Here is a 25,072-nt window from a genome sequence, read left to right as displayed (position 1 = left end):
TGAATCCCGGGCCGTGCCGGTGCGGATGCCCGGAAGGGAACGACCACACGCGGGCACGACCCGGGTCGGCCGCCGGAATGGGTACCTACCCGGCGGCCAGGTTCACGGCCAGGTCGGTAGCCGTACCGCGGTTCCGCGGCACCGCGCGGTACCGGACGGCATCAGGCCGGGGAGTAGCGCAGCACTCGGCTTCCGGTCAGCTGGGCCATCCAGACGGCGTCGCCCGGACCGTAGTTCAGCTCCGCGGGTGGGCCGAGGGGGCCGCCGGGCACCGAGGTCTCCGTGAAAACGCCGGTCGCCGGGTCGTAGGCACCAAGCTTGTCGCGGAGAAGATAAGTGAAGTAGATCTTCCCCTGCGGTGAGGAGCAGATCCCGATCGGGAACGACAGTGGGACCGGCACCGGGACCTCGCTGACCGAACCGGTAACCGTGTCGATCCGTCCGAGCTTGCTGGCACCGAGCTCGGTGAACCAGACATATCGGCCGCCATCCGTCTCGGCACGCATCACGAACGGGACCGCGAGGAGGCTCGGGACCGGGTATTCGGTGATCGTTCTGGTCGTTGCGTCAATGCGGCCGATCTTGTTCCCGAGAGCCTCGGTGAACCACACATCGCCGTTCGAGCCGGTGAAGACACCAATCGGCAGCGCACCCGGCGTGGGCACCGGGTAGGACGTGAAGGTCTTCGTCGCGATGTCGAACCGGCCGATCGTGTTGGCGGTGGTCTGGGTGAACCAGATCGCCCCGGCCGGGTCGGCGGCCAGGTCGTTGAAGGGGAAGAGATTACCCCCCACGCCGGGAACCGAGTAAAGGGCGAACGCCTTCGTCTGCGGGTCGATGCTGCCGAGCTGGTTGCGCAGACCGTTGGCGAAGTAGATCTTGCCGTCCGGCCCGGCCGTGATCGCGCACGGCAGGGCGGTAACCGGTGCGGGTGTCGCGACCGGCAGATTCAGCCAGTTTAGCGACGCCGGCAGCTGTGCGGTGGACCAGGGAATCGGGAATTCCGCTGTTTCGCCGGTCGCCGGGTCGATGCGGCCGATCCTGTTGGCGAGTGCTTCGACGAACCAGGCCGCCCCGTCCGGCCCACCCGCCGTGACACAGGGAATCGACGCCGGGGTGGGGGTCGGGTACGAGGTGAACGTGCCAGCCGCCTGGGCCGGGGCCGCGGCAGAAAGCGCGAGAGCACCCATAGCGGCAGCCAGCCCCACGGCGACTACGCGGTGACGAGCGCGGGCTCGCTCCAGTAAGGGAAACAAGGCTCCTCCTTCATGATGAGAGGCGGATTTCGGCGGAATTCTCGCAGAGCGCATCGTGGCCTCAACCCGGTTTTACGGTCTGCATGTGCTGCCCGCGGCCGGTGATGGTCGCGCTGCGGCGAAGCGTTGCGTTGCGCGGCGCCGCGCCGCGCTGGTCGGAGTTCGACGAGTCGGCCTCCACGCTCCGGGTTGAACGCCAGGTAACCCGGGCGCGCGGGGTGAGAGGCTGGAGACCGGCCCGACAAGGAGCCAGGTTGGAACACGCGTGTTCGCACTACCCGCGGTCGGCGCAGAGCGGCCACCGCGGTGATGCTCGCGAGAACGCGACATTCAGGAGAGGAACGAGCTTGGGGGCACCGGGCCTGGTGGGCCGCCGACGCGAGCGTGCCGCCATCTCCGGCTGGCTTGCCGCCGCCTTCGGTGGGGCGCCGATGCTGGTGCTGTGCGGAGGTGAGCCGGGCATCGGCAAGACCCGGCTGGCCACGGAGGCGGCCGACATGGCGGCGGCCGGCGGCGCACTCACCCGGTGGGCACGGGCGCATGAAGGCGTCGGTACCCCTCCTTTCTGGCTGTGGCGGCAACTGCTGCGTTCCGACCTGGCAGGGGAGGGGAACGGCCCGGCGGATCTGCCGACGACGATCGAGGCGAACTCGGAGGCCGACCGGATCGCGCTGTTCGACGCCGTCGTCCGCCGGGTGTTCGCGCTCGCCGAGCGTTCCGGCCTGCTGCTGGTGGTCGAGGATGCGCAGTGGGCGGACGAGCCGTCGCTCCTGCTGTTGCGCTACCTGGCTCGCGAGCTGCGCGGAGCGCGGGTGCTGGTCTTGGCCACCCATCGGACGGTAGGTGCCGGTGACGCGGCGCCGTGGCGCAGGATTCTCCCGGACCTGGGCCGGGAGCCGGTGACCGTGCAGGTGCCGCTGGCCGGACTGGACGAGGCGGAGACCGCCCACCTGGTACGGGCGGTCACCGATACGGACGTGGCCGACGACGTGGCGAGGGAGGTGCACCGGCGGACCGGCGGCAACCCGTTCTTCGTCCGGGAGCTGGCCCGGATGCTGCCGACGGACGCGGCTCTGGCCGGCCGGCGGCTGCCGGCGTCGCTCGTCGAGGTGGTGGGGCAGCGCGCGGCGGGCCTGTCCGGCCCGGCCCGCCGGATGCTGGCGGCGGCCGCGGTGCTGGGAGAGCAGTTCTCGGTGGCGACGGTGGCGGCGATGGCTGGCCGACCACCGCTGGACTGCCTGCCACCGCTGGAGGAAGCAGCCGACGCCGGGCTGATCGCTGCCGCTGACACCGCCGGGGCCTGGCGATTCGTCCACGCGCTGGTGTGCGAGGCGATCGAGGCTGACACGCCGGCCCAGGAGCGGCTGCGGCTGCACCGGTCCGCGGCCGAGGCGCTCGAGCGCGTCTACGCGGGGCAGATCGACGACCGGCTGGCGGACATCGCACGGCACTGGGCCGCGGCCGCGCTCGATGACCCGCGGCCTGCCGTGGCCTGGGCCCGGCGGGCCGCGGACGCCGCCCTGCGCTCCCTCGCGTATGAGGAGAGCGCACGGCTCTACCAGCTCGCGCTCGACGCGGGCGGGCCGACGGTCGACCGACAGCTGCGCTGTCGGCTGTTGATCGACCTCGCCGGTGCCCGCTGGAGGGCCAGGGACATCGAGCCGTGCCGGACCGCGACGACGGAGGCAGTTGCGCTCGCCCGCCGGATCGGCCGGGTGGACCTGATCGCCCAGGCCGCCCTCGGTATCGAGCCCATCGGCGCGATGGCCTGGGACCTGGGGCTGCGCCAGTGGTGTGACGAGGCGCTCGCCGGGCTCGACCTGGTTGCCTTGACTGACCCGGCTGACCCGGCTGACCCGGCTGACCCGGCTGACCCGGCTGACCCGGCTGCTCTGGCTGACCCGGCCGATCTGTCCCGCCGGGCGCGCCTGCTCGCCAGATCGGCCGAGAGCTCCGTGTATCTGAACGACGTCACCGCGGCGGAGGAGAGCAGCCGGCAGGCGTTGGAGATCGCCGCCGACGTCACCGATCCGGCCGCGGTGATCGCTGCTCTGAGGTCCCGCCAGCTGTGTCGCAGCGGTCCGGAACACGTGGACGAGCGTGCCGGGCTCGCCGATCGGATGACCGAGATCGGGCGTACGCTGCGCCGCTCCAGGGAGGAGATGTGGGGTCGGCTGTGGCGGATCGACACCTACTGGGAGCGTGGGGACCTGGCGGCTGTCACGGCTGAGCTGCCCCGGCTGGCCTGGTGCGTCGAGCAGGTCGGCGGCCCGATCGCCCACTGGCACCTGCTCGTCGTACGTGCCGCGCTCGCCGGCGCGCTTGGCCGCTACGGCGAGGCGCTCGAGCTCGGCCGCGCGGCCCTCGGAACACTCCCCGCCGACAGCCACCCGACCGCGTCAGGCGCGTACCGGTCGCTGGAGTGCATGATCGCCGCCCACATCGGCCACGAGCGGGTGGCGACCAGCCAGCCGTCGGACCCGCCGGACCCCTCGGACCCGCCGGACCCGCGGACCGGCCGATCTACCGGTGGTGGCGAGGCACGAACGGGGATCTTCCGCGGGCCTCTCGGGACCGCGCACATGCTCGTCCTCGCCGGCCGGAGGGCCGAGGCCCTCGGTGTCTACCGGGAGGCCGGGCCAGTGCGGAGCTGGCATCCGCCGCCGTACTGGCGGGTGCCGACCTGGGCGTTCGGGTCCGCGGTCGCGGTTGCCGTCGGCGAGCGCCATGACGTCGAGTTCCTGTACGACCTGCTGCTCGCCGAACGCGGGCGCTTCGTGGTCGGCGGTGCCGGGACCGCCAACTATCTGGGCCCTGTCGAGCTCCACCTCGGCCGGGCGGCGGTCTTCCTGCGCCGTCTCGACGACGCCGTCGCGGACCTCGACACCGCGCTCGCCTACTGCCGCGCCGCGGGGGCGGCCGGGTTCACCGTCGAAACCGAATGCGAGCTCGCCGCCGCCCTGACCCGTCGAGCACACCTCGGCGACCTCGACCGGGCCGGTCAGCTCCTCGAGCATGCCGAGACGRCCGCCGTCCAGCTCGGTATGGACCCGTGGGCCCGCCGAGCCCGTGATCTGCGCGCCGCGGCCTCCGCGGCCTCCGCGACGTCCACGGCGGCGAGCGCCAGGACGCCGGCCGTCAGCCCGCTGTCGCCCCGGGAGGGCGAGGTCGCCGAACTGGTGGCCCAGGGACTGACGAACCGGCAGATCGCCGTGAAGCTGTTCATCTCCGAGCGCACCGCGCAGACTCACGTCCAGCACATCCTGACCAGACTCGGCTTCTCCTCCCGGGCTCAGATCGCCGCCTGGGTCACTGCCCGCCACCAACAGCAGGACACCGAGGGCCCGCGCCTGCGGGATGCGCAGGCCCCACGCTGACCGCTTCACCGAAAATCACCCTGCGGCCCCTGCGGCCCCTGCGGCCCCTGCGGCCCCTGCGCCGTCCGTGGTGGAGAGGGACGGGACGCCCGGCTGGTAGCCGGGCGCTGGTGTGCCGGGCGGGTTGTGGACGCCCGGCCGGCCCGCGGGATTCGGGACGCACACCTCCGCCTCGAGTCCGTCCGGGTCACGGAAGAACAGGCTGAGGGTCGGGCCGAAATCGGTGACGAAGCCGTCGGAGGCGTCGCGGGCGATGAGCCGATCCCGGATGAGGTCGAACGTCTCCCGGGAGGCGGCCCGCAGGCCCAGGTGATCGAGACGGCCGCGGCCGAACATCGGTGCCTGACGTCGGGCCTCGGAGTTGCCGGGAATCTCGTAGATGTTGAGCGCGGTAGCCGGGCCGATCTGGAGAATGGAGATCCGGCCACCGCCGGGCCCGGGAACCTGATAGCGGACGGTGGCGTCGAACACCTCGGCGTAGAAGGCAATCAGCCGCTCGGTGTCACCCGTGATGACCGCCACGTGGTCCAGACCGTCCAGCAATCTCCCCGATTGTCCGTCGGTATCCTCCGGAGTCTGCTCCAGCGCCATTGTTGTTCCTCCTTCAGGTTGACGAAGATGAATGGACGTCCCACCGGCACGGATCACTGTTGCTGGGCGGTGCCCGGCCCGGGCGCGGCCTTGGTTGCGGCCGCAGACGCGGGCACAGCCGCGGGCATGGACGCCGGCATGGTTGTGGTCGTGGCCGCGGACACGGGCACGGCGGGAAGGCCGGAGCGCAGGATGCACGCGGCGCAGGCGCCGAAACCGGCGAGGAGCAGGCCGGTGGAGATGACGCCGGTGACGGGCGCCGCGAACGGTCCGCCCACGACATAGCCGAGGGGGAACGCGACCGCGAACGGCCAGGCGACGACCTTCGCGCGGATCAGCGCGATCGCGAGCAGGACGAACGCCGCCAGGCCGCCCGCCACGCCCACGGCGAGGTAGACGATCACGACCGGTCGTTCGAAGAAGGCGGCGACGACCTCCGCGGCGGCCTCGCGGTCGGCGGTGCGCGCGGCGGCGGCGCACATGATGTCGACGGCCACCAGAACACCGGTCGCCCCGCCGACGACCGTTCCCAGCAGGCCGGCCCAGGTGGACAGCGCCCGCGCACCGGGCCGGGCGAGCAGCGCGACGAGGCCGATGGCGACGGGGAGGAGCAGGGCGCCGAGATCGAGGACGAGCAGGGCGTTCGCTCGTCCGGGATGGACGGCGAAGTTCTCGACGGTGTCGAGGGCGGAGCCGCCGCCACCGCCGGGCGCCGGGTGGACCGCTACCGACATTCCGTAGCAGACGGCGACGATGGCCAGGCAGACCACGGCGAGAACGCGGCCCGAGACGTGGGTGAGCATGGGGTCCCCTTCGGATGGGATCGACGGTGACGTCGCCGGCTCAGCGGACGTGGAGCTCGCGGGCGGCGAAACCACCGGCGAAGTCCGGCGGGCTGCCGAGCGGACTGGCGACGATGTAGCGACCGGCGGGCAGCTCCGCCAGGCCATAACCGGGAGAGTCACCCTGTGGCTGAACCGCGGAGACGATGTCGGTGGCTGATTCCAGGCTGGTCGACCCGTCCGCGAGTCCGGCCGCGGTCGCGGTGACCCCGTCCTTGACCTTGGCGAACAGCAGGACGAACCCGGCCTTCGCCGGGTCGTCGCCTGCGTTGGTGAACGTGATGGCGACCGGCCCGGCGGGAGCGGTCTCCGGCAGGCCGGTGAGCGTCCCGGCGTCGTTGGTCACGGCGAGAGTGGGATAACCGCAGTTGTCGACCATCCAGGCGTCGACGATCTGGCCCGCGGCGAAGAGCCCACTGCCTTCGTAGTCGATCGGCTGGCCCTGCCTGGCGGAATTCACCACGGAGATCAGGACGTCGACCTTGCTGGTCAGCTCGGCGGGGACGCTCGCGCGCAGCGTGGCGGCCAGCGGTTCGGCGGCCGTCGCGAAGGCCCGCAGCTCCGCGGCGGTCGGAGCCGGGGCCGCGGGATCGGACCCGGGGAAGCCGAGGCTGTTGATCGCGACTTCCGCTGCGCACGCGGCCCGCACGTCGCCTGCGTCCGCTGCGACGGTGGTCAGGCTGGTGGTCGGCGGGCTGGTGGTCGGCCTGGTGGCCGCGGCGGTAGCCGGCTCGTCGGAGGCCGAGGAACAGGCGGCGGTCGCGGTCAGGGCCGCGGCGGCGACCACGGCCGCGGCGCCGTGGCGGACGACGCGGAAAACATGGGGAGACGTCACGGGAGCGCTCCTGAACTGGTGTGGCGGCGGGTGCTGGTTTCGTCAGACGGCGCCTCGCGTCTTCCCGCCGCCGGCTCGCGCTCTCGCGGAGAACGGGCCAAGGGAGGGCGGTGCGAGTTCGCCTGTCCTCACTGACGGATGCCGGTCAGGGCGTCCGGGAGGATCATGGCCGCCGTCGGGTGGCGCGGGAATCCGCCGAAATACGTATCGGACCTACGTATCGCCGGCGCTTGTGGCGCTCGCGGCGCTCGTTGCCGAGGGCGGGGCCCGCACCTCGGTTGCCATCCCGCTTCGGGCGCGGATCGTTGCTACCCGGCGAAAAGCGTCGAAAGCCGGCCGGTGCCGTTCAGGTGTCGGACGGTGCCGTTCAGATATCGGATGCGTTCGGGGGGATGGCGCGTCGACGCGCGTCCGCCCACTGTGGCGGGTAGCGTGACGGGTTAGTAGCGGGCAGCGAAAATGCGGGGGATCGTGGCCGACCCTGTGGATTTCTCCTGGGTCGCCGGTTTCCTGCTTCGCAAGCTCGATACCGGTGAGGTGCCCCGGTCCTCATCACCCTCCCGTGTCAACAGGCCATTTCCCTCCTGACATGTGCTTCTGAACGCCGCCTGGCCGCGACGACAAGGAGTACATCTCGGAGCTTTTCTCTCGGTTGAGAAGAAACGGGTGTACCGCTGATGTCTCTGGATCGATACGGTGTTCTAAAAGGCCGGGTTCTTGACCACCGCCGGGAACCCGACGATGACACGCCGCACTACCAGATCCTCATCGACGGTGACGGCTCCGCTCGCGCGGCCGTCAACGTTCTTTCCTCTGGCCAGGAGTCGGATCCGAAGATGTCGGAACTGCTCTATGTTGCCGTGGAGGACTTCCAGCATCCCATTCTTGCAGATCTCGAGAAGCTGAAGGACGGGTACACGGAGCTCGACCGGAAGCCCGGCGGGCTGGCGTTGGACTACATCCGTGGCAGTCTGTTCGACCGCACCGACCTGCGGGCGCTGCCCGCGCACGAGCCCGGCGAGGACAATGATCTCGCCGATGTGCTCGACCACTACGTGACCCGGGCACAGGCGAACAACGGCAGCCGTATCTACGCCTTCGGCGAGCCGTGGTCGGCGGAGAAGGAAGCCGACAAGGTCTTCAGGTTCAAGCCGGGCCGAGGCATCCACAACATCCACATGAACCAGGGGAACGCGGGCCGGTTCAAAGGCGACAACGGGGTGTGGCAGGACGGCGCGCTCCTGTTCCACTTCCCTGCCGCGGATCGCTGGGTCGCGGTCTTCCTTGCGTTCCAGAGCCAGAAGTGGCACACCGATGACCGCACCGGCGGTGCGCTGCCGGACGTTCCGCAGGCCCGTCCGGGTGGACAGCCGGCGGAGGGCGAGCCCGACCAGCGGCTGCGGATCGTCGGAGCGCTCGTCAACGCGGTCGGCGCCTCGCCCGAGGACGAGTCCGTAACACTGATCAACACGACGACCGAGTCGGTTGACCTGGCCGGCTGGGCGATCGCCGACCGAGACCAGCACCAGGTGTCGCTACCTGCCCGCACGCTGGCCGCGGGAGAGACGATCCGGATCCCGGTCGTACCACCTGTCGCGCTGGGAAACCACGGTGGGACGATCACTCTGCTCGACGCGGTCGGACTCAAGGTCGATGGTGTCGCCTACACCGCCGCGGACGCCACCGAGGAAGGGCGCACCGTCGTCTTCTGACCCGGCGAAGCATGCCCGGTGGCCCCGGACTGCTCCGGGGCCACCACAGTGCCCTCGCGTTGCCCACGACGGCCCTCCGTTCTCCGTGAGCACAGGCGGCGGCAGGACAGCCGGCGGCGGCTGGACGATGGCCGTGCCCGGCTCGGCGTGGAACGCTCGGCGGCCAGCGGCGGACGGTCGACGGTCAGGGCCGTCAGCGGTGGCGATGGGCCACCATCGGTAGGCCGCCCCTGGGGCGCAGGGTGACCAGCGGTTCGGGCACGACCGGAGCGTCGGACGCCGGGGTGAACGACCAGCGGCGAGCGATTGCCGCCAGTGTCAGCACGCCCTCGGCGACGGCGAAGCTGTTTCCGATGCACTGGCGGGGCCCGGCGCCGAAGGGGAAGTAGGTGAAACGCGGCCGGTTGTCCGCCGCCCCCAGCCAGCGGGTGGGGGCGAAGCGGTCGGGATCGGGCCACCAGCGCTCGTGGCGGTGCATCACCCACTGGCTGAAGACCAGCGTTGAGCCTGCGGGAAGCAGGTAGCCGGCTACCTCGTGGTCCGCGACGAGGTGGCGGCCCATCGCCCAGACCGGAGGATAGAGCCGCATCGACTCGGAGAACACCGCGTTCGTGTAGGTCAGCCTCGGCAGGTCCTCGATCGTGGGCGGCCGGCCGTCGAGGACCGTGTCGAGCTCGTCCCGCAGCCGCGCTGCCACCGCCGGTTCGCCACCGAGCAGGTGGAACGTCCACGCCAGCGCGTTCGCGGTCGTCTCATGACCGGCGAGGAGCAGGGTCATCGCTTCGTCGCGGATCTGGATGTCGTCCATCCGCTCGCCGGTGTCGGGATCCCGGGCGGCCAGCAGCAGCGACAGCAGGTCGGTGCCGGCTCCTGCGCTCGTGCCCTGTGCCTGGGCGGCGCGACGGCCGGCGATCATCTCGTGGACGGTGCGGTCGAGCGCTGCCCTGGCGCCCTGGCGCCGCCGCGCGGCTCGCAGCGGGAACCGTTCCAGCCGCTCGAGGACGGGCAGGCCGGCCCGGCGTGCGACCGGCATGTTCTCGCTGACGGCGGTCCGCACGACGTCGACGACGCGGTCGGAGATGTCGACGTCGAACAGCGTCCTGGCGACGATCGCCAGCGTCATCTCGGTCATTTCTGCGTGCAGGTCCAGGGACTGGCCGTCCCGCCAGGTCGCGGCGGTGGCCTCGGCGAGGGCGACGAACTGGCCGCTGTAGCCGGCCATCTGCTTCTTGTGGAACAGGGGCTGGATCAGCCGGCGCTGGCGCATGTGCGTCTCGCCGGCGCTGGTCAGCAGGCCCTGGCCGAGCAGGAGCGTGAGCGGCTGCGTGACGGTTGCCCGCGATCCGGGGCCGCGGACCACGGCCCCCTTGGCATAAAGGCGGTGACCGCTGACCAGCGCGTCGGCGATCGCGTCCGGGTCGGACACGAGGAAGGCGGACACCGGCCAGCTTGCCAGCCGCGCGATCGGCCCGTACCCACGGCGGATCTCGGCGAGCCGGGTCAGCGGGTCGGCCCGCAGCCGCCGCACGGCCGCCATCGGCCCACCGGCCGGGCCGGGCACCTCGGCCGCGGCCCGCGGGGCCGATGCCTGCGGGGCCGATGTCTGTGTGGACACCGGGGCCGCTGCGGTGGCCGGTCTGACCAGGGGAGAAGGAAGGAGAGGGTGGTCGGGTTCGGATGCCGTCGGGCGCGCCATGCGGCGCCTCCTTGTCACGACGTAGGGGGAAGGAAACAGGGAAGGCGGATCGGGACTGTCGAGGTGGGACACGGGCGACCTGGGTCCGTGCGGGCAGCGGCACGGCCGCGGTGGGCAGGCCGGGCGGTTCCTGACCGGCGAGGCCGGCAGGGTGCGGGCGGTCGTCCCGACGGTCATCCGGACGTCCGTCAGCCGGGAAGGAGGACAAACGCCACCAGCAGGGCGATCTTCAGGGCGAGGACGAGGTCGCCGGCGGGACCGGACACGTGGGGCAGTCCGATCGCTGCCAGGACACGGGTGGCTGCCTCCCGGGCCTTCGGCCACAACAGCAGCACGACGCTGACGCCGCAGCCCGCAACGGCGGCCTGGACGCCGACCGGCTCGGCCGTGAACATGACGGCGATCGCCGACGCCGCCACCATCGCGAATGCCTTGATTCCGGCGAACGCCGCCAGCACGTGCGCGCGGGGAAGCAGGACGGTGGCGAGGCCCGCCGAGATCAGGACCATGGCCAGTGTGGTCAGCCCGGTTGTCGGCTCCGGTTCGACCTCGGCCAGGCGAGCCATACGCAGGCCGGGAGCTGGGTGCTCGAGCCCGGAGACGGTCACGGCGAGCACGGTCAACCCGGCGACGGCGGCCTGAACCACGCGCAGCACCAGCAGCGCGGCGAGGACGAAAAGCAGCCTGGTCGCGCGATCCCGGGCCGACAGGCCACGCCGGACGGCAAGACGCCCAACGACGCGCCCAACGACGCGCACGGTGACGCGCCGGACGGCGCCGGTCTCGGCGAGCTCTGCGTCCCGTCCGTCAGCCACGGCACAGCCGTCCGCCGGTCTCGGTGAGCACGCCACCCGGGATCGTGACCGTGAGCCGCAGCCCACCCGGCATGGGCTCGACGGAGTCCAGGTGTGTGCCCGGCGGCAGGACCGGCTCCGCCGACGACCCCGCCGCCAGTGCTCGGCCGAGCAGGCCGCCCGAGCCGGCGAGAACCGGCCGACCGTCCGACCCGAACCGCAGGACGGCTGCCGCCGAGACCGAGCCGACGGTGAGCGAGCCGGGGCGCCCCCGGCCGAGAAGAACCGACCAGACGGGCACACGGACGTCACGGAAGGTCACCGCGACGTCGGTCAACCTGTCGGCCGGGTCGATCCCGGCGGCCGTGGCTGTCACGGTCCGGAGATTCCCCGCAGCGAGCTGGGTCAGGAACGGAAAGCCGCCGATGTGGACGGACCGCGTGCCCACAAACGTGCCCATGCAGCCGAACCGCTCGGTCAGGTGGTGCTCGGCGACTCGAACGAGCAGGCGGTCGGTCACCAGGAGGGCAGCCATGACGATGAACGGCGTCGCAGCCCCCCATCGCCACCGGTCCCGCCACCACGCTCGGCCATCCACGCCGCCCGCCCGCCGCCGGAGCGGGCGGGTCTGCGATCGGGGTACAGCGACCAGGTTCCGCATAGGACCGAGAAGACCGCGCGTTCATGCGGAAATGATGTGAACCAGGGGCGAGCAGCGTACGGGTTTGGCGGGCGGGCACTGTTGCACGGCCGCCGGCTGGCCGAAGTCACCACGGGCGAGGCGTCGGCGTTCCTTGCCCACATTCTCGGACGGCTGGCGAAACGCGGCCCAGTAGCGCTGGCGCCGGCCGCAGCGCCATCGTCCGCGAAAAAATGGTGGCTGAGCTCCGGATGGCGGTTCCTCCGCACGCCCAATGGGCGCGCTGCTTGGGCTCTGTTGTGAAGGGCGGCAGAATCGGGGCGTGACACGGGGGATTTTCAGTCGGGAGCGAGAGTTGACGGCGGTCACCCGGCTTCTTGACGGGGTGGCGGACGGTCCGGCGGTCCTGGCGATATGGGGTGAGGCCGGGATCGGGAAGACGACGGTGTGGGATGCAGGCGTCGCGGTCGCGGTAGCTCGGGGATTCACGGTGCTGGCGTGTCGCGCTGCGGCTGCCGAGGTGCGCCTGAGCTATGCGGGGCTCTCCGATCTGCTCGCCGAGGTCGGTGCCGGGAACCTTGCGTCGTTGCCGGGACCGCAGAGACGGGCGCTGGATGCGGCGCTGTTGCGAGGGGCAGACACCGAAGAGGACGGTCCTCCGGCCGAGCTCCGGGCGGTGGCGGCCGCTTTTCTGTCCGTGCTTGAGCGGCTGGCTGGCAGGGCGCCGGTGCTGGTGGCGGTGGACGACGTCCAGTGGTTGGACGAGTCGACCCGTCGGGCGATCGCATTCGCGGTGCGGCGATGTTGCGGGCCGGTCGTCACGCTGACGGCTGGTCGGGACGGCGATCGGGACGGCGATCGGGCGGACCGGCGGGGCGAGATTCGTCCCCGCGACCAGGCGCGGCTGTGGCACATCGATGTAGCTCCGCTTGACCTGGGTGCCTTGCATCACGTCCTGCTGGAGAACCTGGGGCGTTCGTTCCCGCGGCCGGTGATGCTGCGGATCGCTCAGGCTTCGGGCGGCAACCCGTTTTACGCGCTGGAGCTCGCCCGGTCGCTGGAGGAGCGGGGTTCGGCGCTGACTGGCTTCCCGGACAGYCTTCGGGCGGTGGTCCGGGACCGCATCGGTTCCCTGGACCCGGGGGTGCGGCAGGCGCTGCTGGTGGTGAGCGCCCTCGCGGTACCTCGCCTCGACCTGGTCGAACGGGTCTGTGGGGGTGTGGACGCCGCCGAGTCGCTCGGCGCCGCCGAGGATGCGGGGGTGGTCGAGCTGTCCGGCGGCTACGCACGGTTCACGCATCCACTGCTGGCCAGCGGCGTCTACACCGAGGCGTCCCCCACCACGCGGCGGGCGCTGCACAGGCAGCTGAGCGAGCTGGTCGACGACGTCGAGGAGCGGGCACGCCACCTGGCGCTCGCCGTCACCGGCCCGGAGGCCGAGGCGGTGCGCGCACTTGATGCGGCTGCCGGCCAGGCGCGGCGGCGCGGCGCGGCGTCAGCGGCAGCCGAACTCCTGGAACTGGCCATCGGCCTGGGCGCCGACGAGACACCGCGGCGGGTCCAGGCAGCACGGGACCACCTGCACGCGGGCGACCCTGTGCGGGCCCGGGATCTACTGGAGCCGGCGGTCGATCTGCTCGACCCGGGCGCAGTGCGAGCCGAGGCGCTTGCCCTGATGGCCACGATCTTCTACCAGATTGACGACTACGCCCAGGCCGTTCGAACTCTGCGGCGGGCGTTCGACGACGCCGGCGACGATCCCCGGCTGCGGGCCGAGATCGCGGTGGAACTCCAGATAGCGCTCACGAACGGCGGGAGCGTGAGCGACGCCCAGACGTATGCGGTGGTCGCGGTGCAGGATGCCGAGCAGGTCGGTGACGACGGCCTGCTCGCCGAGGCCCTGGGCGCCTCGGTGTTCGTCCGTTTCCTGGCCGGTCAAGGCGTCGACGACGTCGCCCTGGCTCGGGCGCTGGCGCTGGAGGACCGGAACCGGCGCAATCACGCGATGCGGTGGCCGGCGCTGCACGCGGCCATGGTGCACCTGTGGACCCGCCGGGTCGGTGAGGCTCGGGCCGGACTGATGGCGATACGTGAGCGGTGTCTGCAGCAGGGTGAGGAAATCGGCTTGTGGTTCCTTTCGTTCCAAGCCGCCGCCGCTGCGTTGTGGTCCGGCGATGTCGAGACGGCGCAGCGGCTCGCCGTCGAGGTGACCGACCGAGCGCTCATGATCGGGACCGAGCACGTCCGGGCACTTGCGCTCGCTACCCAGGCGCAGGTGGCGGCATGGACGGGGAGGGTTGACGAGGCACAGGCCGCGGGCGAGGAGGCGGCGGTTTCCCTCGCGAAATTCGGGATGCTCCCCGGCGCCCTGTTCGCGCAGGCGACGCTCGGCACGCTCGCACTGTCGGTTGGGGATCACTCGGCGGCGGGTCGCTGGCTGGCGCCCGCCGCGACGGCGATGGCCGAGATGGGCGTCTGTGAACCGGCCTGTGTGCCCTTCCTCCCCGACGCCGCCGAGGCGCTCATCGTCCTCGGTCGCCTGGACGAGGCCGAGCCCTTGGCGGATCAGCTTGAAGCCAGCGGCCGCGGCCCCGACCAGACCTGGGCCGAAGCGGTCGGGGCCCGGATCCGGGGCCTGCTGGCAGCGGCCCGCGGTGATCTCGACGCCGCGCGGTCGGATTTCGAGCGGGCACTTGTCGTCCACGACCGGCTGCCCCTGCCTTATGACCGGGCCCGCACCCTGCTGCTGTTGGGAAAGCTGCAGCGCCGCCGCAATGAGCGGCAGGCGGCCAGGGTGACGCTGGAGGAGGCCGTACGCGCTTTCGATGTCGTCGGGGCGCGCCGATGGGCCGACAACGCCCGGGCCGAGCTGGACAGGTTGGGCTCGCGTCCGGGTCCGGTCGACGAGTTGACTCCGACGGAGGAACGCGTCGCCGAGCTGGCCGCCAGCGGGCTGATCAACCGCGAGGTGGCCGCCGCGCTCACCATCAGCCCCAAGACCGTCGAGGCCAACCTGTCCCGGGCCTACCGCAAACTCGGGATTCGGTCCCGAGCTCAGCTGGGCGTATGGCTGGCGGAGAGACGGACGAAGGGCCAGCCACCGGAGGCATAGGAAACCCCGGCGCGCCGACTCCAGGCCGGCCACCGTCGAGCCGTGGAACGGACCCATCTCGTCGAGTGCTGCCGGTCCTGGGGACGACATCAACGCTGACCGAATGCCACGTTCCGGGCGGTCGCCCCCGCTCGCGAGCTGGGCATCGGCGGCGCCGCCGGCACCGGGTGAACCCTTGCCGAGGGTCTGTCACGGCACCCGCGTAGGGAAACACCCGACGCGCAGCGAATGCCCGGCATGCCACAGTCGGCGCCTGGTCGGCAGGCCGTGGTGATCGCGGTCCGGCCTTCGGTAGGCGGGTTCCAGGAAGGGAGCGGGAAGATGCCCGAGGTCATTGGCGCCATACGGGACAGGTGGCTGTCCATCGGTGGTCCTGGATCATTCCTCGGAAACCCGGTCACAGATGAGATGGACTTTTCTGAGGGCGGTCGTGTCAGCGTCTTCGAGAGAGGATCCATCTACTGGTGGCCGGACGTCGGGGCAATCGACATAGGCGAGATCTTCGTTCACTTCCAAGGTCTGAACTGTTTCGCGACAACCAGCGGATCGGGGTCAGACGAACCTTATGTGACAATGGCTGTCGCCGTACCCGGAAGTCCGCCGCTGTCTCTGCGTTCGCAAATTTACAACGATGTCGATGGGGGTGATACACGACCTGACCAGGTGGAGCTCTATCGAGGGCAGCCGCGCGGGATGACGATTGTCGCGCAGCTCATCGAGCATGACAACGGAAACCCGGAGAACTACAAGGAGATCATGCAGGGCGTGGCATCGGTCGCCGGCGCCGGTGTGACGGCGCTTCTTGCGGTCGTTCCCGCCGTCGGCCCAATACTGTCGGCTGCGGCCGGCCCCATACTGGGGGCGCTTAAGCCCGCCATCGCCGACGAGCTGGGCAAGCTCCTCGGCTTGGGTGACGACCTGATCGGCCCCCCGACCACGATCGCCCTTTCGCCGAAGGACATGGTCCTTCTTGCGGCACGCACCCAAAATTCACTTGAGCGACAGGTGGCATTCAAGATCGCATCTCCTCTGATCGAGGGTGACGGAGGGAACTACAAGATCTACTTCGGAATGTCCAAGGCTCCCTAGCAAGGGACTCCCGTGATCGGCCGACGGTCGGGCCCGTCCTGTTCCAGGGCCCGACCCCAGCCGGTCCTTCGGGGGCTCAGGCCGCTGAAGGCGGAACGAAGAGGGCGTTGTGCGGACGATACGGGTACCATGGTCGGGCACGATTCCTGGCTCGGTGCGATGGAAGCGGCCTGGCCTCGACGCTGGGGAAGCGGATGGCTAAGGACGTAGCTCAGTTCACCATCGTGGTGGTGGGGGCGCAGGGTGCGGGTAAGACCGCCTACCTGGCCGCGCTCTTCGAGAGCCTGGAATCCGATCCAGACGGACGTGGCTACTACATATCCACCGACATGGCGACGACGGAATGGCTCAATCCGCTGGCCGAGGTGATCCGGAAGCCTGGCTCGGAGTGGCCCGAATCGACGAGGTGGGTGAAGCCCGAGATCGAGTTCACCTGCTTCGTGCCCATTGGCGGATCACCGTTCCCGATTATGCGAATCCGCTACGTCGACTATCCCGGCGAGTACCTGACGGAGACGCCCGAGGGCGCCGAGGAGCAGCGCGACCTGCTCGAGAAGACCCTCACCAGCGCGGACGCGTTGCTGGCGATGATCGACGGCCGTGAGCTGCTGGCTGTGCTGCGTGGCGAGGAGCGAGGCGAGGACTACCTGCGGACGAAACTTCGGCCGACCGTCCAGCGGGTACAGGCGACGTCCTGCCCGGTCCACCTGCTGGTCACCAAGTGGGATCTGCTGGCCGACGCGGGCTACAGTCTGGCCGAGGTACGGGACCGGCTTCTCGACGTGGGTTTCGTCCGCGGAATGGTACGGGCCCGGCGTCCGGTGGCCGTGCGCGGTGAACCGATGGCCGGCGGTGTGCGGCTGATCCCGGTGTCGGTGTTGGGTCGAGGTGTCGCGGAGCTGACGACGGAGCCGGACGGCGTCGACGTCATGACGAAGCGGGCGGATGTCGAGCCGCACCCGATCAATCTCGACGTGCCACTGTCCGCCATCCTTCCGGACCGTGTTGAACAGGTCTTCGCGTCGTTGAGCCCGCGGACGCTGCGCGGACTCCGGCGGGCGGCCCGGCGACGCCGACGCCGGCAGGCCGGTCAGCGGATCCGCTGGTTAGGCGGCGAGACGCTGCGGATCGCCGGTCGGCCCCTACAGGTCGTGATCGGCCTTGCTCTGGGCCGGCAGGCGGCGGACATCAGCGAGCCGCTGGTCGAGTACCTGGTAGAGATGCTGGCCAGGAGTACGAGTACGGGTCCTGGAACGATTTCTGAGGACCGCCATGAGGTCGAGGAGATGCTGCACCGGCTCGGTCCGATCGCCGCCAACTCCGCCACCGTGCTGCGATCCTTGCTGCTGTCCTTCGCGGAGCGGGTAGCGGACTTCGACCAGGGATATCCAGGCTGGAACCTGGTTTCGGCGCTGGAAAAGCGTCCTCTCGTCCGGCCCGGCAGGTCCGCRTGATGAGCGACGTTATGGGCAGGCCGCCCGGACATGAAATGGACGCCTGGCCGTTTCTGGTGAGCCGGGGACGCCGGCTGGGTTATCGTGTGATCGTCGCCCCCGATTTTCTGCGGGCCGCCGGCGAAGCCGGAATCCTTTTCGTCGCGGCGGAGATCGGTCCGGGTGTGAACACGCACGACACCCGGCTGCGGGTTGTCCAGACGCAGGCCGGCGACGTTTTTTCCCTGGTCTATCGTGTGGTCACCGCCCGGGACGAAGGAACGGGCGAGACGGAGGCGCCGTTCATTCGTGACCGGCACGGCCGGCCCATCCCCATGGTGGAGGGGTATGCGGTCCGAGGCAGACACGAGCACCTGCCGGTGACCGATCGGGAATGGGATCGAGCGCACGCGACCCTGCTCGCGAGCCTTCAGGAATTCCTGCGGGACGAGTCTGGCAACGATGGTGTCCTGTCCAGCCACGCCGTGCCGCTGGGCGCGGCCGAGCGAACCGAACTGGACGCCGACGCCCGCCAGAACCCAGGTTCCCGCGATCAGCCGCCTGCGGTCACGCCACCGAGCCAGTCCATCCCACCGAGCCGGTCCATCCCACCGAGCCAGTCCACGCCACCGAGCCGGTCCAGACCGGCGCACCCACTGGTCCTGGTCCTCCTCGGAACGCTGCTGTTGGCCGCGATCGTGATCGGCCTTACTGTCGCCCTCACCTGACAACGCCGCAGACCTGGAATTCACGGCGGTCCGCGCGCGGCGCGGTCACCGCGCGGGTCCCGCGTGATTTCGGACGCGTCGGCGCAGGTGGGGGCTCAGCGACGGGTTACCGTCCAGATGGTCGATTCCGGCGAGGTCTGTGCCGGGTGCGACCACCTCGTCAATTGCGTCCAATGTCGATGCGTCGAGATGTACGTCCGCGGCTCCGAGCACGTCGTCGAGCTGGGCGGCCGTCTTCGGGCCGATGATGACCGAGGTGACCGCCGGATGGCTGGCGACGAACGCGAGCGCCAGGTGAGTGAGGCTCAGCCCGGCTCCGTCGGCGATCTTCTGGAGACGCTCGACGGCACTGAAGCGGGCCGGCGACGTCGGGTCGTCCTCCAACCGGGTCTGCCGCCGCCGGGCGGAGATTCCCTCGGGCGAGAAACGCGAGCCGGCGGGCGCCGGTGCGTCACGCTGGTACTTGCCGGTAAGCCAGCCGCCGGCGAGTGGGCTCCACGGGATGACGCCGATGTCGTGCCGCTGGCATGCGGGAAGGACCGCGTTTTCGATCGACCGGGCGAAGATCGAATATTGCGGCTGCTCGCAGACGAACCGCTCGAAGCCGCGGCGCTGGGAGGCCCACTGCGCCTCCACGATCCAGTCCGCCGGATAGGAGGACGAGCCCAGGTAGCGCACCTTGCCGGCACGGACCAGGTCTGTCAGCGCGCCGAGCGTCTCCTCCAGGTCGGTGTCCCAGTCGTGGCGGTGCACCTGGTAGAGGTCGATGTGGTCAGTGTCGAGCCGGCGCAGGCTGTCCTCGACCGCCCGGATGATCCAACGTCGCGAGCCGCCCCGCATGTTGCGATCACGGCCCATCGGGCTGAAAACCTTCGTGGCAAGCACCACGTGGTCCCGTCGGCCTTTGATGGCTTTGCCGACGATCGTCTCGCTCTCGCCGCGGGAGTAGACGTCAGCGGTATCGATGAAGTTGATACCCGCATCGAGCGCCCGGTTGATGATCCGTGCGCTGTCATCGTGGTCGGCGTTGCCCATCGCGCCGAACATCATCGCGCCGAGACACTGGGCGCTGACCTCGACACCGGTCCGACCGAGCCGCCGGTATTCCATGGTGAAGCCTCCTGTTTTCCAGCTTCCTACGGTTCGGGTTCGCGGCACGCGGAAGGCGCGCGGCTGGCACCGTCACGGCAGGCGAGCGCGCCACGCCTCGGGCCTCGTCGCCGTCTCGAACTCCCAGGCGAGCCGGTCGACGACCACGGCCACCGTCGGTACGTCGTCGATCAGGCCCGCGCTCTGGCCGGCGCTCCAGACATCCCGCCACGCGCGGACTCCGTCCCGCAACGTCACGCGTTGGCCCCGGTCCCACGCCGCCGGCGGCGCTCCGGACCCTCCAACGGCGCTCTCGATCGAAGGACGGATCCAGTTCGCCTCGACACCGGTGATCGCGTCGGACGCGACGATGTCCGCCATGCCGACATCGGCGATCATCTGCTTGTGGCCGGCGACCGCGCCTGACTCGTGCGTGGCTATGAAACGCGTCCCCATGACGGCGAGATCCGCGCCGAGCGCGAGCACGCCGGCGATTCCGGCGCCTGTCGCGATGCCGCCACCAGCCAAGATCACCCCGTCGAACATCGACCGCACCTTCGGCACGAACGCGAGCGGGGTGAGGCGACCCGTGAGCCCACCAGCGCCGGCGCAGGTCAACATCAGGCCATCGACGCCTGCCGCGATCGCCCGTTCCGCATGCCGGACTGTGCTGACGTCGTGGATCAGATAGCCGCCCCAGTCGTGCACACGGCCGGCCATCTCGGTGGGATCACCGACGCTGGAGATCACGATCGGGATCTTGGCCTTCGCACACAGATCAAGGCGCCGCGCGCCGACTCCGGCGTCCATCGCCGAGCCAGCCGGCAGGTTCACGGCCGGCGGCGCGAACAGGCGCCCCTCACTGCGGGCGGCTTCCTCAGCCTCCACCAGAGCGTCGATGATGCGGGCGAACTCGTCGATGTCGCGCACCAGGCCGCCCTGCCAGCCGGCGACGATGCCAGCGCGGCAACACGCCAGCGTCAGAGACAGGGTCGACACGTAGGACATCGGTGCACACACCAGCGGAAGGCGGAGTCCCTCGAACAGTCGAGGCGGACGATCCATCGATGCCTCCCTGACGAGAATCTCCGGCCTCCGGCGAGACCCCGGGGCGGAGATTCGTATCGTGTGCCGCGAATCCGGCGCAGGACTGCTGTATGCGAACCGGCGGCCGGGTCTGTCGTACCTCCGACTGTCATATTGACACTCATCAGTGTCAAACGATCTCAGTGCACCTTGTGCCCTCGGGGCAGGGAGGGCAGGGAGGGCAGGGCCGGACGGGGACGGAGGCGGGCCGAGCCTCCCGGCCTGCAGCCCAGCGGGCCGATGCATGTTCGACCGAGCAGGTCACCCGGGCTGGTGGGGAGGACGCGGTTGCTGCCGGCTGGCAGCATCTCCGCTTCCTCCCGCTCAGGTGTCGGTGTTGGTTTTGGCCTCGGCGTCGGCCACCCCGTCCCGGACAGCGAGCGAGGCGAGGTTGGCGGCGGCCCGGCCGAGGACGCTCCCTTCCACATCGGTGGCGTTCACAGTTCGCGCCACGACCTCGGGGAACATCCTCTCGGCCGCCTCCCGAACGCTGTCGTAGCGGGCGGCGAGTGCCGGCAACAGCCGGCTGTCGCCCGAGGCGGCGGCGGCGTCGGCACCCGCCTGCTCCGTCGCGGTCGCGAGTCGTTCGCCGATCCGGGTCGCGAAGGAAGTGAGGAAGGACTGGCGGAACGCGCGGGTCCGGGACCGGCCGTACCGGTCCTGGCGGCCGCCAGCCCGCGTCACCGCCGCGATCGCCTGCACCAGCAGCGAGGTGTAGAGCAGATCCACGGCCTCCAGATCCCTCGGGTACCCGATCACCGTCATGAACCCGAAATTCCTCACCCAGATCGAGCGGCAGCGGTTCGCCTCGGCGATCACGTTCAGCAGGATGGCCTTCGGTTCCTCATACGGTCTGCCGATGCCGATCCGGCTGGCATCCGGCTCGTCCCCGGACGCGGACGCCGACGCCGACGCCGACGAGCCGCGAGCCGCCAGCAGCGCGTCATCGATGCTGTACCGGGCCATCAGCTGCTGGGCCTTGCTGGTCAGGGCCTCGGCCTCCTCCGTGAAGGTGGTCGATTCGGCCTTGGCCAGCAGCGCGCGGACCTTGTCCAGGACACGGGGATCGCCGACGGGGCCGCGGGCACCACGCCGTGCGGCTCCGGGCAGGGGCCCCAGCATCTGGATGGTGGGCAGGCCGTGGATCAGAATGATCAGTTCGATGGCGTCGTGGATCACTTCGGCTCGGCCGCGGCCCTCGTGCGTGCCCTGCGTACCCCAGGCGTCCAGCAGTTCGTCATCGCCCCACCAGACGGTGGCGTCGAGGGCCCGCAGCTGCGCATCCCACCGCTCGTCAACGGTGGCGGCGTCGTAGCCACGCATCATCGCGGCCACGATGTCGACGGCCATGCGCGCCGACCGGCTACCGACCTCGCGGCTGGCGAAGCGGTGGAGGTCCGCAGGTTGCCAGCCGCGGCGCCAGGCAGTGCTGACCGTGCGTTCGAGCCAGCCGGTGAGAGCCTGGTTGACGACCTGGTACCCGCTCGACCCGGCCGGCGCCGCGGCCAGGTGCCGCACCTGTGCTGCCACTGTGGCGGCCATGCCGTTGACATGGGCGTTCAGCGCCTCGGCGATCACCATGTCGGCGGTCTCCCGGAGCATCGTCCGGTGGTCATGCTCCTGATCGATCCGGCCTGAATGACCCGCAGGATCCCCCGCAGGGCCTGTGTCACCGGCCTTGCCTGTGTGGTCGGCCTGCGCGCGGGCACGCGCCTCGCGGGCCTGCTGCTTGGCCTTGCGCCTCTCGCGGTTCTCGCGGCTGCGAGTGCTGATGGTCGCCTCGCAACGGTTCGTCGGGCCGGCTGGTTCCGGTGGTGGCACCTGCTGCCAAGTATGCCAACCGCCCAGGAGTACGCCCGGAAGCGGACGAGTGGGCCGCTCCTCGTCGACTATGTGGTCTCGTCGATTCTGAACGGCGCGTAGCCGGCCGGAACCTCCGTCACCGACGCCCGACTCGCACGACCAATGGCGCGGACGCCAGACGGAACCCATCGAGATCCTTCCCGGTCTCGTAGTCGATGAGTGAGTTCTCCGGGCTTGTGTCGGGAGCCCGTATCTGCCCTGGCGCGCGCGCCGCATGCACCCATGCGCCGGGCGTGACGCCCGGGGGGTGAAAGCCCAAGAACCGACTTCCATCCGTCGGGTACAGGCGAGGAAAATGCTGGAAGGGTGAATGAGGTGAACCCTTGATGGAAGCCTCGAAATCAGAAGCGCAGTGAGTGCCCAGTGAGTGCCCGGTGGTGTAGCGGGCTACACCACTGGTTGGGGAGTCCTCACCCTCGTGGCGAAGACCGTCTCGCGGAATCGTGTGAGACGACGAAGGGCACTCCTCACCGGCGCTTCAGCTGGCCGGATGCGTGTGGGTGGTTCTTCGAGTCTGTTTTCGACCCGATGCGCTGATGCGGAGGCTGCTCCAGCCATGGCAACTGTCCTTTATCGCCTGGGCCATGTCTCCTTCCGGTGGCGATGGTTCGTCGCCTTGTTGTGGGTGGCCGTGCTGAGCGGCGTCGGCTTCGCCGCCTCGCAGGCGTCCACCGCGAAGGACGAGGGGTTCACCACGCCAGGTATCGAGTCGCAGAAGGCATTCGACCTGATGGAGCAGCGCTTCCCCGGCTCCGTCGCGAACGCCGCGAGCGCCCGGATCGTGTTCGTCGCGCCCGGCGGTGAGAAGGTCACCGCGGCAGAGAACCGGAAGGTCATCGAGCGCCTCGTCGACGAGGCGGCCGACGGCACGCAGGTCGCCAGTGCTGTGGATCCCTTCCAGATGAGGGCGGTGAGCGACGACGGCACGACGGCGTACACGACCGTCAGTTTCCAAGTCGCCGCCGACGACCTCTCCGACGCGAGCAAGATGCACCTGGAGCACGCCGTCGAACAGGCCCGCGAGGCCGGGCTGACCRTCGACGTCGGCGGGAACGCCCTGGCCGAGCAGCCCGGGGCGGGTGGGGCGACAGAGGCAATCGGCATCGCCGTGGCCGCTGTGGTGCTGCTGATCACCTTCGGGTCGATGGCCGCGGCAGGGCTTCCCCTGCTGACGGCGATCCTTGGCGTCGCCGTCAGCATGACCGGCATCCTGGCGCTCTCCAGCGCGTTCGGCCTGTCCGACAGCACCGGCACCCTGGCCACCATGCTCGGCCTGGCCTGCGGCATCGACTACGCCCTGTTCGTCGTCTCCCGGTACCGGGAGGAGCGCGCCAAGGGACATACGCCGAGGGATGCGGCCGGGCTGGCCGTGGGCACGGCCGGTTCGGCTGTCGTCTTCGCCGGGCTGACCGTCGTCATCGCCCTCGGCGGGCTGTTCGTGGTCGGTATTCCGATGCTCACCAAGATGGGGCTGGCTGCCGCCGGCGCGGTGCTGCTGTCCGTGCTGGTCTGCCTGACGCTGGTCCCGGCCCTGCTGGGCTTCTGGCCTAACGCCGTGCTCTCGCGCGGAGCCCGCAGGAACTCCGAGCGCTACCGCCGGAAGCAACTCAAGCAGCACAACGGCGGCTCCCGCTGGGCACGGATCGTCGTACGCCGCCCGTGGCCCGTTCTGCTGCTGGCTGTTGTCGCCCTGGGTGTCGTCGCCGCCCCGGTCATGAACCTCCAGCTGGGCATGCCCGGCGATGAGGCCAGACCCGCCTCCACCACCGAGCGTCGCGCCTACGACGATCTGGCCAAGGGGTTCGGAGCCGGCTTCAACGGCCCGCTGACCATCGTCGTCGACGCCAGCGGAGCCACGGACCCGAAGGCAGCCGTGGCGGCGATCTCCACGGATATCGGGGCCACCGACGGAGTCGTGTCGGTGTCCTCGGCTCGCTTCAACTCCGCCGGTGACACGGCGGTGTTCTCCGCCATCCCGTCCACCAGCCCCACGGACGAGAAGACCAAGGACCTGGTCAAAAGCATCCGTGACCAGCGGCCCGGTATCGAGGCGAAGACCGACGGCGCGAGCTTCGAGGTCACCGGCAAGACCGCGCTCGACATCGACGTCGCCGAGAAGGTGCAGGGCGCGCTCATCCCGTACCTGGCGGTCGTGGTCGGACTGGCGATCGTGCTCCTGCTGCTGGTCTTCCGTTCACTGCTCGTGCCTGTCAAGGCGGCACTGGGCTTCCTGCTCTCGGTGCTCGCCGCTCTCGGTGCGGTCGTCCTGGTCTTCCAGCAGGGCCATGGCGCGGGCCTGCTCGGCGTCGAGACCACCGGCCCGATCATGAGCATGATGCCGATTTTTCTGGTGGGCATCGTCTTCGGCCTGGCGATGGACTACGAGGTCTTCCTCGTCTCCCGGATCCGCGAGTCCTACGTCCACGCGGATGCGGCCAAGCCGGCGGTGGTCTCCGGCTTCCGGCACAGCGCCCGTGTGGTGGTCGCCGCCGCACTGATCATGATCGCGGTGTTCTCCGGCTTCGTCGGCGCCGAGGAGTCGATGATCAAGATGATCGGCTTCGGTCTCGCGATCGCCGTCCTCTTCGACGCCTTCGTCGTCCGCATGGCAATCGTGCCGGCCGTGCTGTCACTCCTGGGCGACAAGGCCTGGTACCTGCCGCGGTGGCTGAACCGGCTGCTGCCGAACATCGACGTCGAGGGCGAGAAGCTCAGCCACAAGGTCACGCCGCCCAGCGACGTGATGCGGACCGAGCCGGACCAGCCGGTCGTACAACCCCTCCCCATCCGCTGAGGTCACCGCGGACCGGGGAACGGCGGAACGGCCGGCCTTCACTGGTCCGGCCACACGCTGACCGGGGCCGCCGGACCGGCGGCGGCTCCGACCGCGCCAAACATCGCTGGCACGCCCGAAACGGAAGGCGCAACA

The 25,072-nt window shown here is 70.2% G+C and carries 18 protein-coding genes; 8 read left to right on the top strand and 10 right to left on the bottom strand.

Annotation, left to right across the window (positions count from 1 at the left end; translation table 11 throughout):
- Positions 1-161 precede the first annotated feature (161 nt).
- On the bottom strand, positions 162-1,190 hold the full coding sequence (locus CcI49_RS30865; protein ID WP_076832389.1) for an SMP-30/gluconolactonase/LRE family protein: 1,029 nt from the start codon (positions 1,188-1,190) through the stop codon (positions 162-164).
- 413 nt (positions 1,191-1,603) lie between these two features.
- Between CcI49_RS30865 and CcI49_RS30860 the strand changes: the two genes are divergently transcribed.
- Positions 1,604-4,633, top strand: coding sequence for a LuxR family transcriptional regulator (locus CcI49_RS30860; protein ID WP_076832386.1), 3,030 nt, complete (start codon positions 1,604-1,606; stop codon positions 4,631-4,633).
- A gap of 15 nt (positions 4,634-4,648) precedes the next feature.
- Here CcI49_RS30860 and CcI49_RS30855 read toward each other — a convergent pair whose 3' ends face one another.
- From CcI49_RS30855 to CcI49_RS30845, 3 genes are read right to left on the bottom strand one after another with little or no spacing between them, the layout of a single operon-like run.
- Complete coding sequence (locus CcI49_RS30855) at positions 4,649-5,224, bottom strand: VOC family protein (RefSeq protein WP_076832383.1); 576 nt, start codon at positions 5,222-5,224, stop codon at positions 4,649-4,651.
- Positions 5,225-5,277: 53 nt separating this feature from the next.
- The gene (locus tag CcI49_RS30850) at positions 5,278-6,027 is read right to left on the bottom strand and encodes a hypothetical protein (protein ID WP_076832380.1); all 750 of its coding nucleotides are present in this window, start codon (positions 6,025-6,027) and stop codon (positions 5,278-5,280) included.
- Positions 6,028-6,067: 40 nt separating this feature from the next.
- Positions 6,068-6,901, bottom strand: a complete 834-nt coding sequence (locus CcI49_RS30845) for a hypothetical protein (protein WP_054568089.1) — start codon at positions 6,899-6,901, stop codon at positions 6,068-6,070.
- 677 nt (positions 6,902-7,578) lie between these two features.
- Between CcI49_RS30845 and CcI49_RS30840 the strand changes: the two genes are divergently transcribed.
- Positions 7,579-8,613, top strand: a complete 1,035-nt coding sequence (locus CcI49_RS30840) for a DUF2278 family protein (RefSeq protein ID WP_054568088.1) — start codon at positions 7,579-7,581, stop codon at positions 8,611-8,613.
- 193 nt (positions 8,614-8,806) lie between these two features.
- Here the strand turns inward: CcI49_RS30840 and CcI49_RS30835 are convergent, their stop codons facing one another.
- From CcI49_RS30835 to CcI49_RS30825, 3 genes are all read right to left on the bottom strand, one after another.
- Entirely contained in the window at positions 8,807-10,309 is a 1,503-nt protein-coding gene (locus CcI49_RS30835) for a cytochrome P450 (RefSeq protein ID WP_083749826.1), read from the bottom strand.
- Between the two features lie 188 nt (positions 10,310-10,497).
- A complete protein-coding gene (locus CcI49_RS30830) occupies positions 10,498-11,124 on the bottom strand; it encodes a histidine kinase (protein WP_241840335.1) in 627 nt (208 codons plus the stop codon).
- Complete coding sequence (locus CcI49_RS30825) at positions 11,117-11,638, bottom strand: DUF2993 domain-containing protein (protein WP_076832374.1); 522 nt, start codon at positions 11,636-11,638, stop codon at positions 11,117-11,119. The genes CcI49_RS30830 and CcI49_RS30825 overlap by 8 nt, the downstream gene beginning before the upstream one ends.
- Positions 11,639-12,017: 379 nt before the next feature.
- Between CcI49_RS30825 and CcI49_RS30820 the strand changes: the two genes are divergently transcribed.
- The 4 genes from CcI49_RS30820 to CcI49_RS30805 all read left to right on the top strand — a co-directional run bounded on the left by CcI49_RS30820 (position 12,018) and on the right by CcI49_RS30805 (position 18,105).
- Positions 12,018-14,855: a LuxR family transcriptional regulator gene (locus CcI49_RS30820; RefSeq protein WP_083749824.1), complete on the top strand. Its 2,838-nt coding sequence runs from the start codon at positions 12,018-12,020 to the stop codon at positions 14,853-14,855.
- 321 nt (positions 14,856-15,176) lie between these two features.
- Complete coding sequence (locus tag CcI49_RS30815) at positions 15,177-15,944, top strand: hypothetical protein (RefSeq protein ID WP_158230842.1); 768 nt, start codon at positions 15,177-15,179, stop codon at positions 15,942-15,944.
- Between the two features lie 194 nt (positions 15,945-16,138).
- A complete protein-coding gene (locus CcI49_RS30810) occupies positions 16,139-17,398 on the top strand; it encodes a hypothetical protein (RefSeq protein ID WP_076832363.1) in 1,260 nt (419 codons plus the stop codon).
- A gap of 86 nt (positions 17,399-17,484) precedes the next feature.
- Entirely contained in the window at positions 17,485-18,105 is a 621-nt protein-coding gene (locus CcI49_RS30805; protein WP_152991480.1) for a hypothetical protein, read from the top strand.
- 45 nt (positions 18,106-18,150) lie between these two features.
- Here the strand turns inward: CcI49_RS30805 and CcI49_RS30800 are convergent, their stop codons facing one another.
- From CcI49_RS30800 to CcI49_RS30790, 3 genes are all read right to left on the bottom strand, one after another.
- Positions 18,151-19,215 carry an aldo/keto reductase gene (locus CcI49_RS30800; protein WP_076832360.1) on the bottom strand — a complete coding sequence of 355 codons (1,065 nt, stop codon included), beginning with the start codon at positions 19,213-19,215 and terminating at the stop codon, positions 18,151-18,153.
- Between the two features lie 72 nt (positions 19,216-19,287).
- On the bottom strand, positions 19,288-20,259 hold the full coding sequence (locus tag CcI49_RS30795; protein WP_063793167.1) for a nitronate monooxygenase: 972 nt from the start codon (positions 20,257-20,259) through the stop codon (positions 19,288-19,290).
- 345 nt (positions 20,260-20,604) lie between these two features.
- Entirely contained in the window at positions 20,605-21,882 is a 1,278-nt protein-coding gene (locus CcI49_RS30790) for a DUF2786 domain-containing protein (RefSeq protein WP_063793186.1), read from the bottom strand.
- A 36-nt stretch (positions 21,883-21,918) separates the two neighbouring features.
- On the opposite strand from CcI49_RS30790, the gene CcI49_RS43725 reads away from it, so the two are divergent.
- Together CcI49_RS43725 and CcI49_RS30780 are read left to right on the top strand one after the other, a co-directional pair.
- Positions 21,919-22,203, top strand: coding sequence for a hypothetical protein (locus CcI49_RS43725; RefSeq protein ID WP_076832356.1), 285 nt, complete (start codon positions 21,919-21,921; stop codon positions 22,201-22,203).
- 496 nt (positions 22,204-22,699) lie between these two features.
- Positions 22,700-24,937, top strand: coding sequence for an MMPL family transporter (locus CcI49_RS30780; RefSeq protein ID WP_076832352.1), 2,238 nt, complete (start codon positions 22,700-22,702; stop codon positions 24,935-24,937).
- The last annotated feature ends 135 nt before the right edge of the window (positions 24,938-25,072 follow it).

The organism is Frankia sp. CcI49, from assembly GCF_001983215.1.
Lineage (GTDB): Bacteria > Actinomycetota > Actinomycetes > Frankiales > Frankiaceae > Parafrankia > Parafrankia irregularis.
Note: the sequence above shows the minus strand (reverse complement) of the source record. Positions and strands in the feature narration are given on the sequence as shown.

What these genes read in the sequence shown, in the direction of transcription:
- CcI49_RS30840 (WP_054568088.1), top strand. Translation starts at nt 7,579, where the DNA reads ATGTCTCTGGATCGATACGGTGTTCTAAAAGGCCGGGTTCTTGACCAC.
- CcI49_RS30855 (WP_076832383.1), bottom strand. Translation starts at nt 5,224, where the DNA reads ATGGCGCTGGAGCAGACTCCGGAGGATACCGACGGACAATCGGGGAGA.
- CcI49_RS30865 (WP_076832389.1), bottom strand. Translation starts at nt 1,190, where the DNA reads ATGGGTGCTCTCGCGCTTTCTGCCGCGGCCCCGGCCCAGGCGGCTGGC.
- CcI49_RS30815 (WP_158230842.1), top strand. Translation starts at nt 15,177, where the DNA reads ATGCCCGAGGTCATTGGCGCCATACGGGACAGGTGGCTGTCCATCGGT.
- CcI49_RS30795 (WP_063793167.1), bottom strand. Translation starts at nt 20,259, where the DNA reads ATGGATCGTCCGCCTCGACTGTTCGAGGGACTCCGCCTTCCGCTGGTG.
- CcI49_RS30835 (WP_083749826.1), bottom strand. Translation starts at nt 10,309, where the DNA reads ATGGCGCGCCCGACGGCATCCGAACCCGACCACCCTCTCCTTCCTTCT.
- CcI49_RS30790 (WP_063793186.1), bottom strand. Translation starts at nt 21,882, where the DNA reads ATGCTCCGGGAGACCGCCGACATGGTGATCGCCGAGGCGCTGAACGCC.
- CcI49_RS30825 (WP_076832374.1), bottom strand. Translation starts at nt 11,638, where the DNA reads ATGGCTGCCCTCCTGGTGACCGACCGCCTGCTCGTTCGAGTCGCCGAG.
- CcI49_RS30850 (WP_076832380.1), bottom strand. Translation starts at nt 6,027, where the DNA reads ATGCTCACCCACGTCTCGGGCCGCGTTCTCGCCGTGGTCTGCCTGGCC.
- CcI49_RS30800 (WP_076832360.1), bottom strand. Translation starts at nt 19,215, where the DNA reads ATGGAATACCGGCGGCTCGGTCGGACCGGTGTCGAGGTCAGCGCCCAG.
- CcI49_RS43725 (WP_076832356.1), top strand. Translation starts at nt 21,919, where the DNA reads ATGACCCGCAGGATCCCCCGCAGGGCCTGTGTCACCGGCCTTGCCTGT.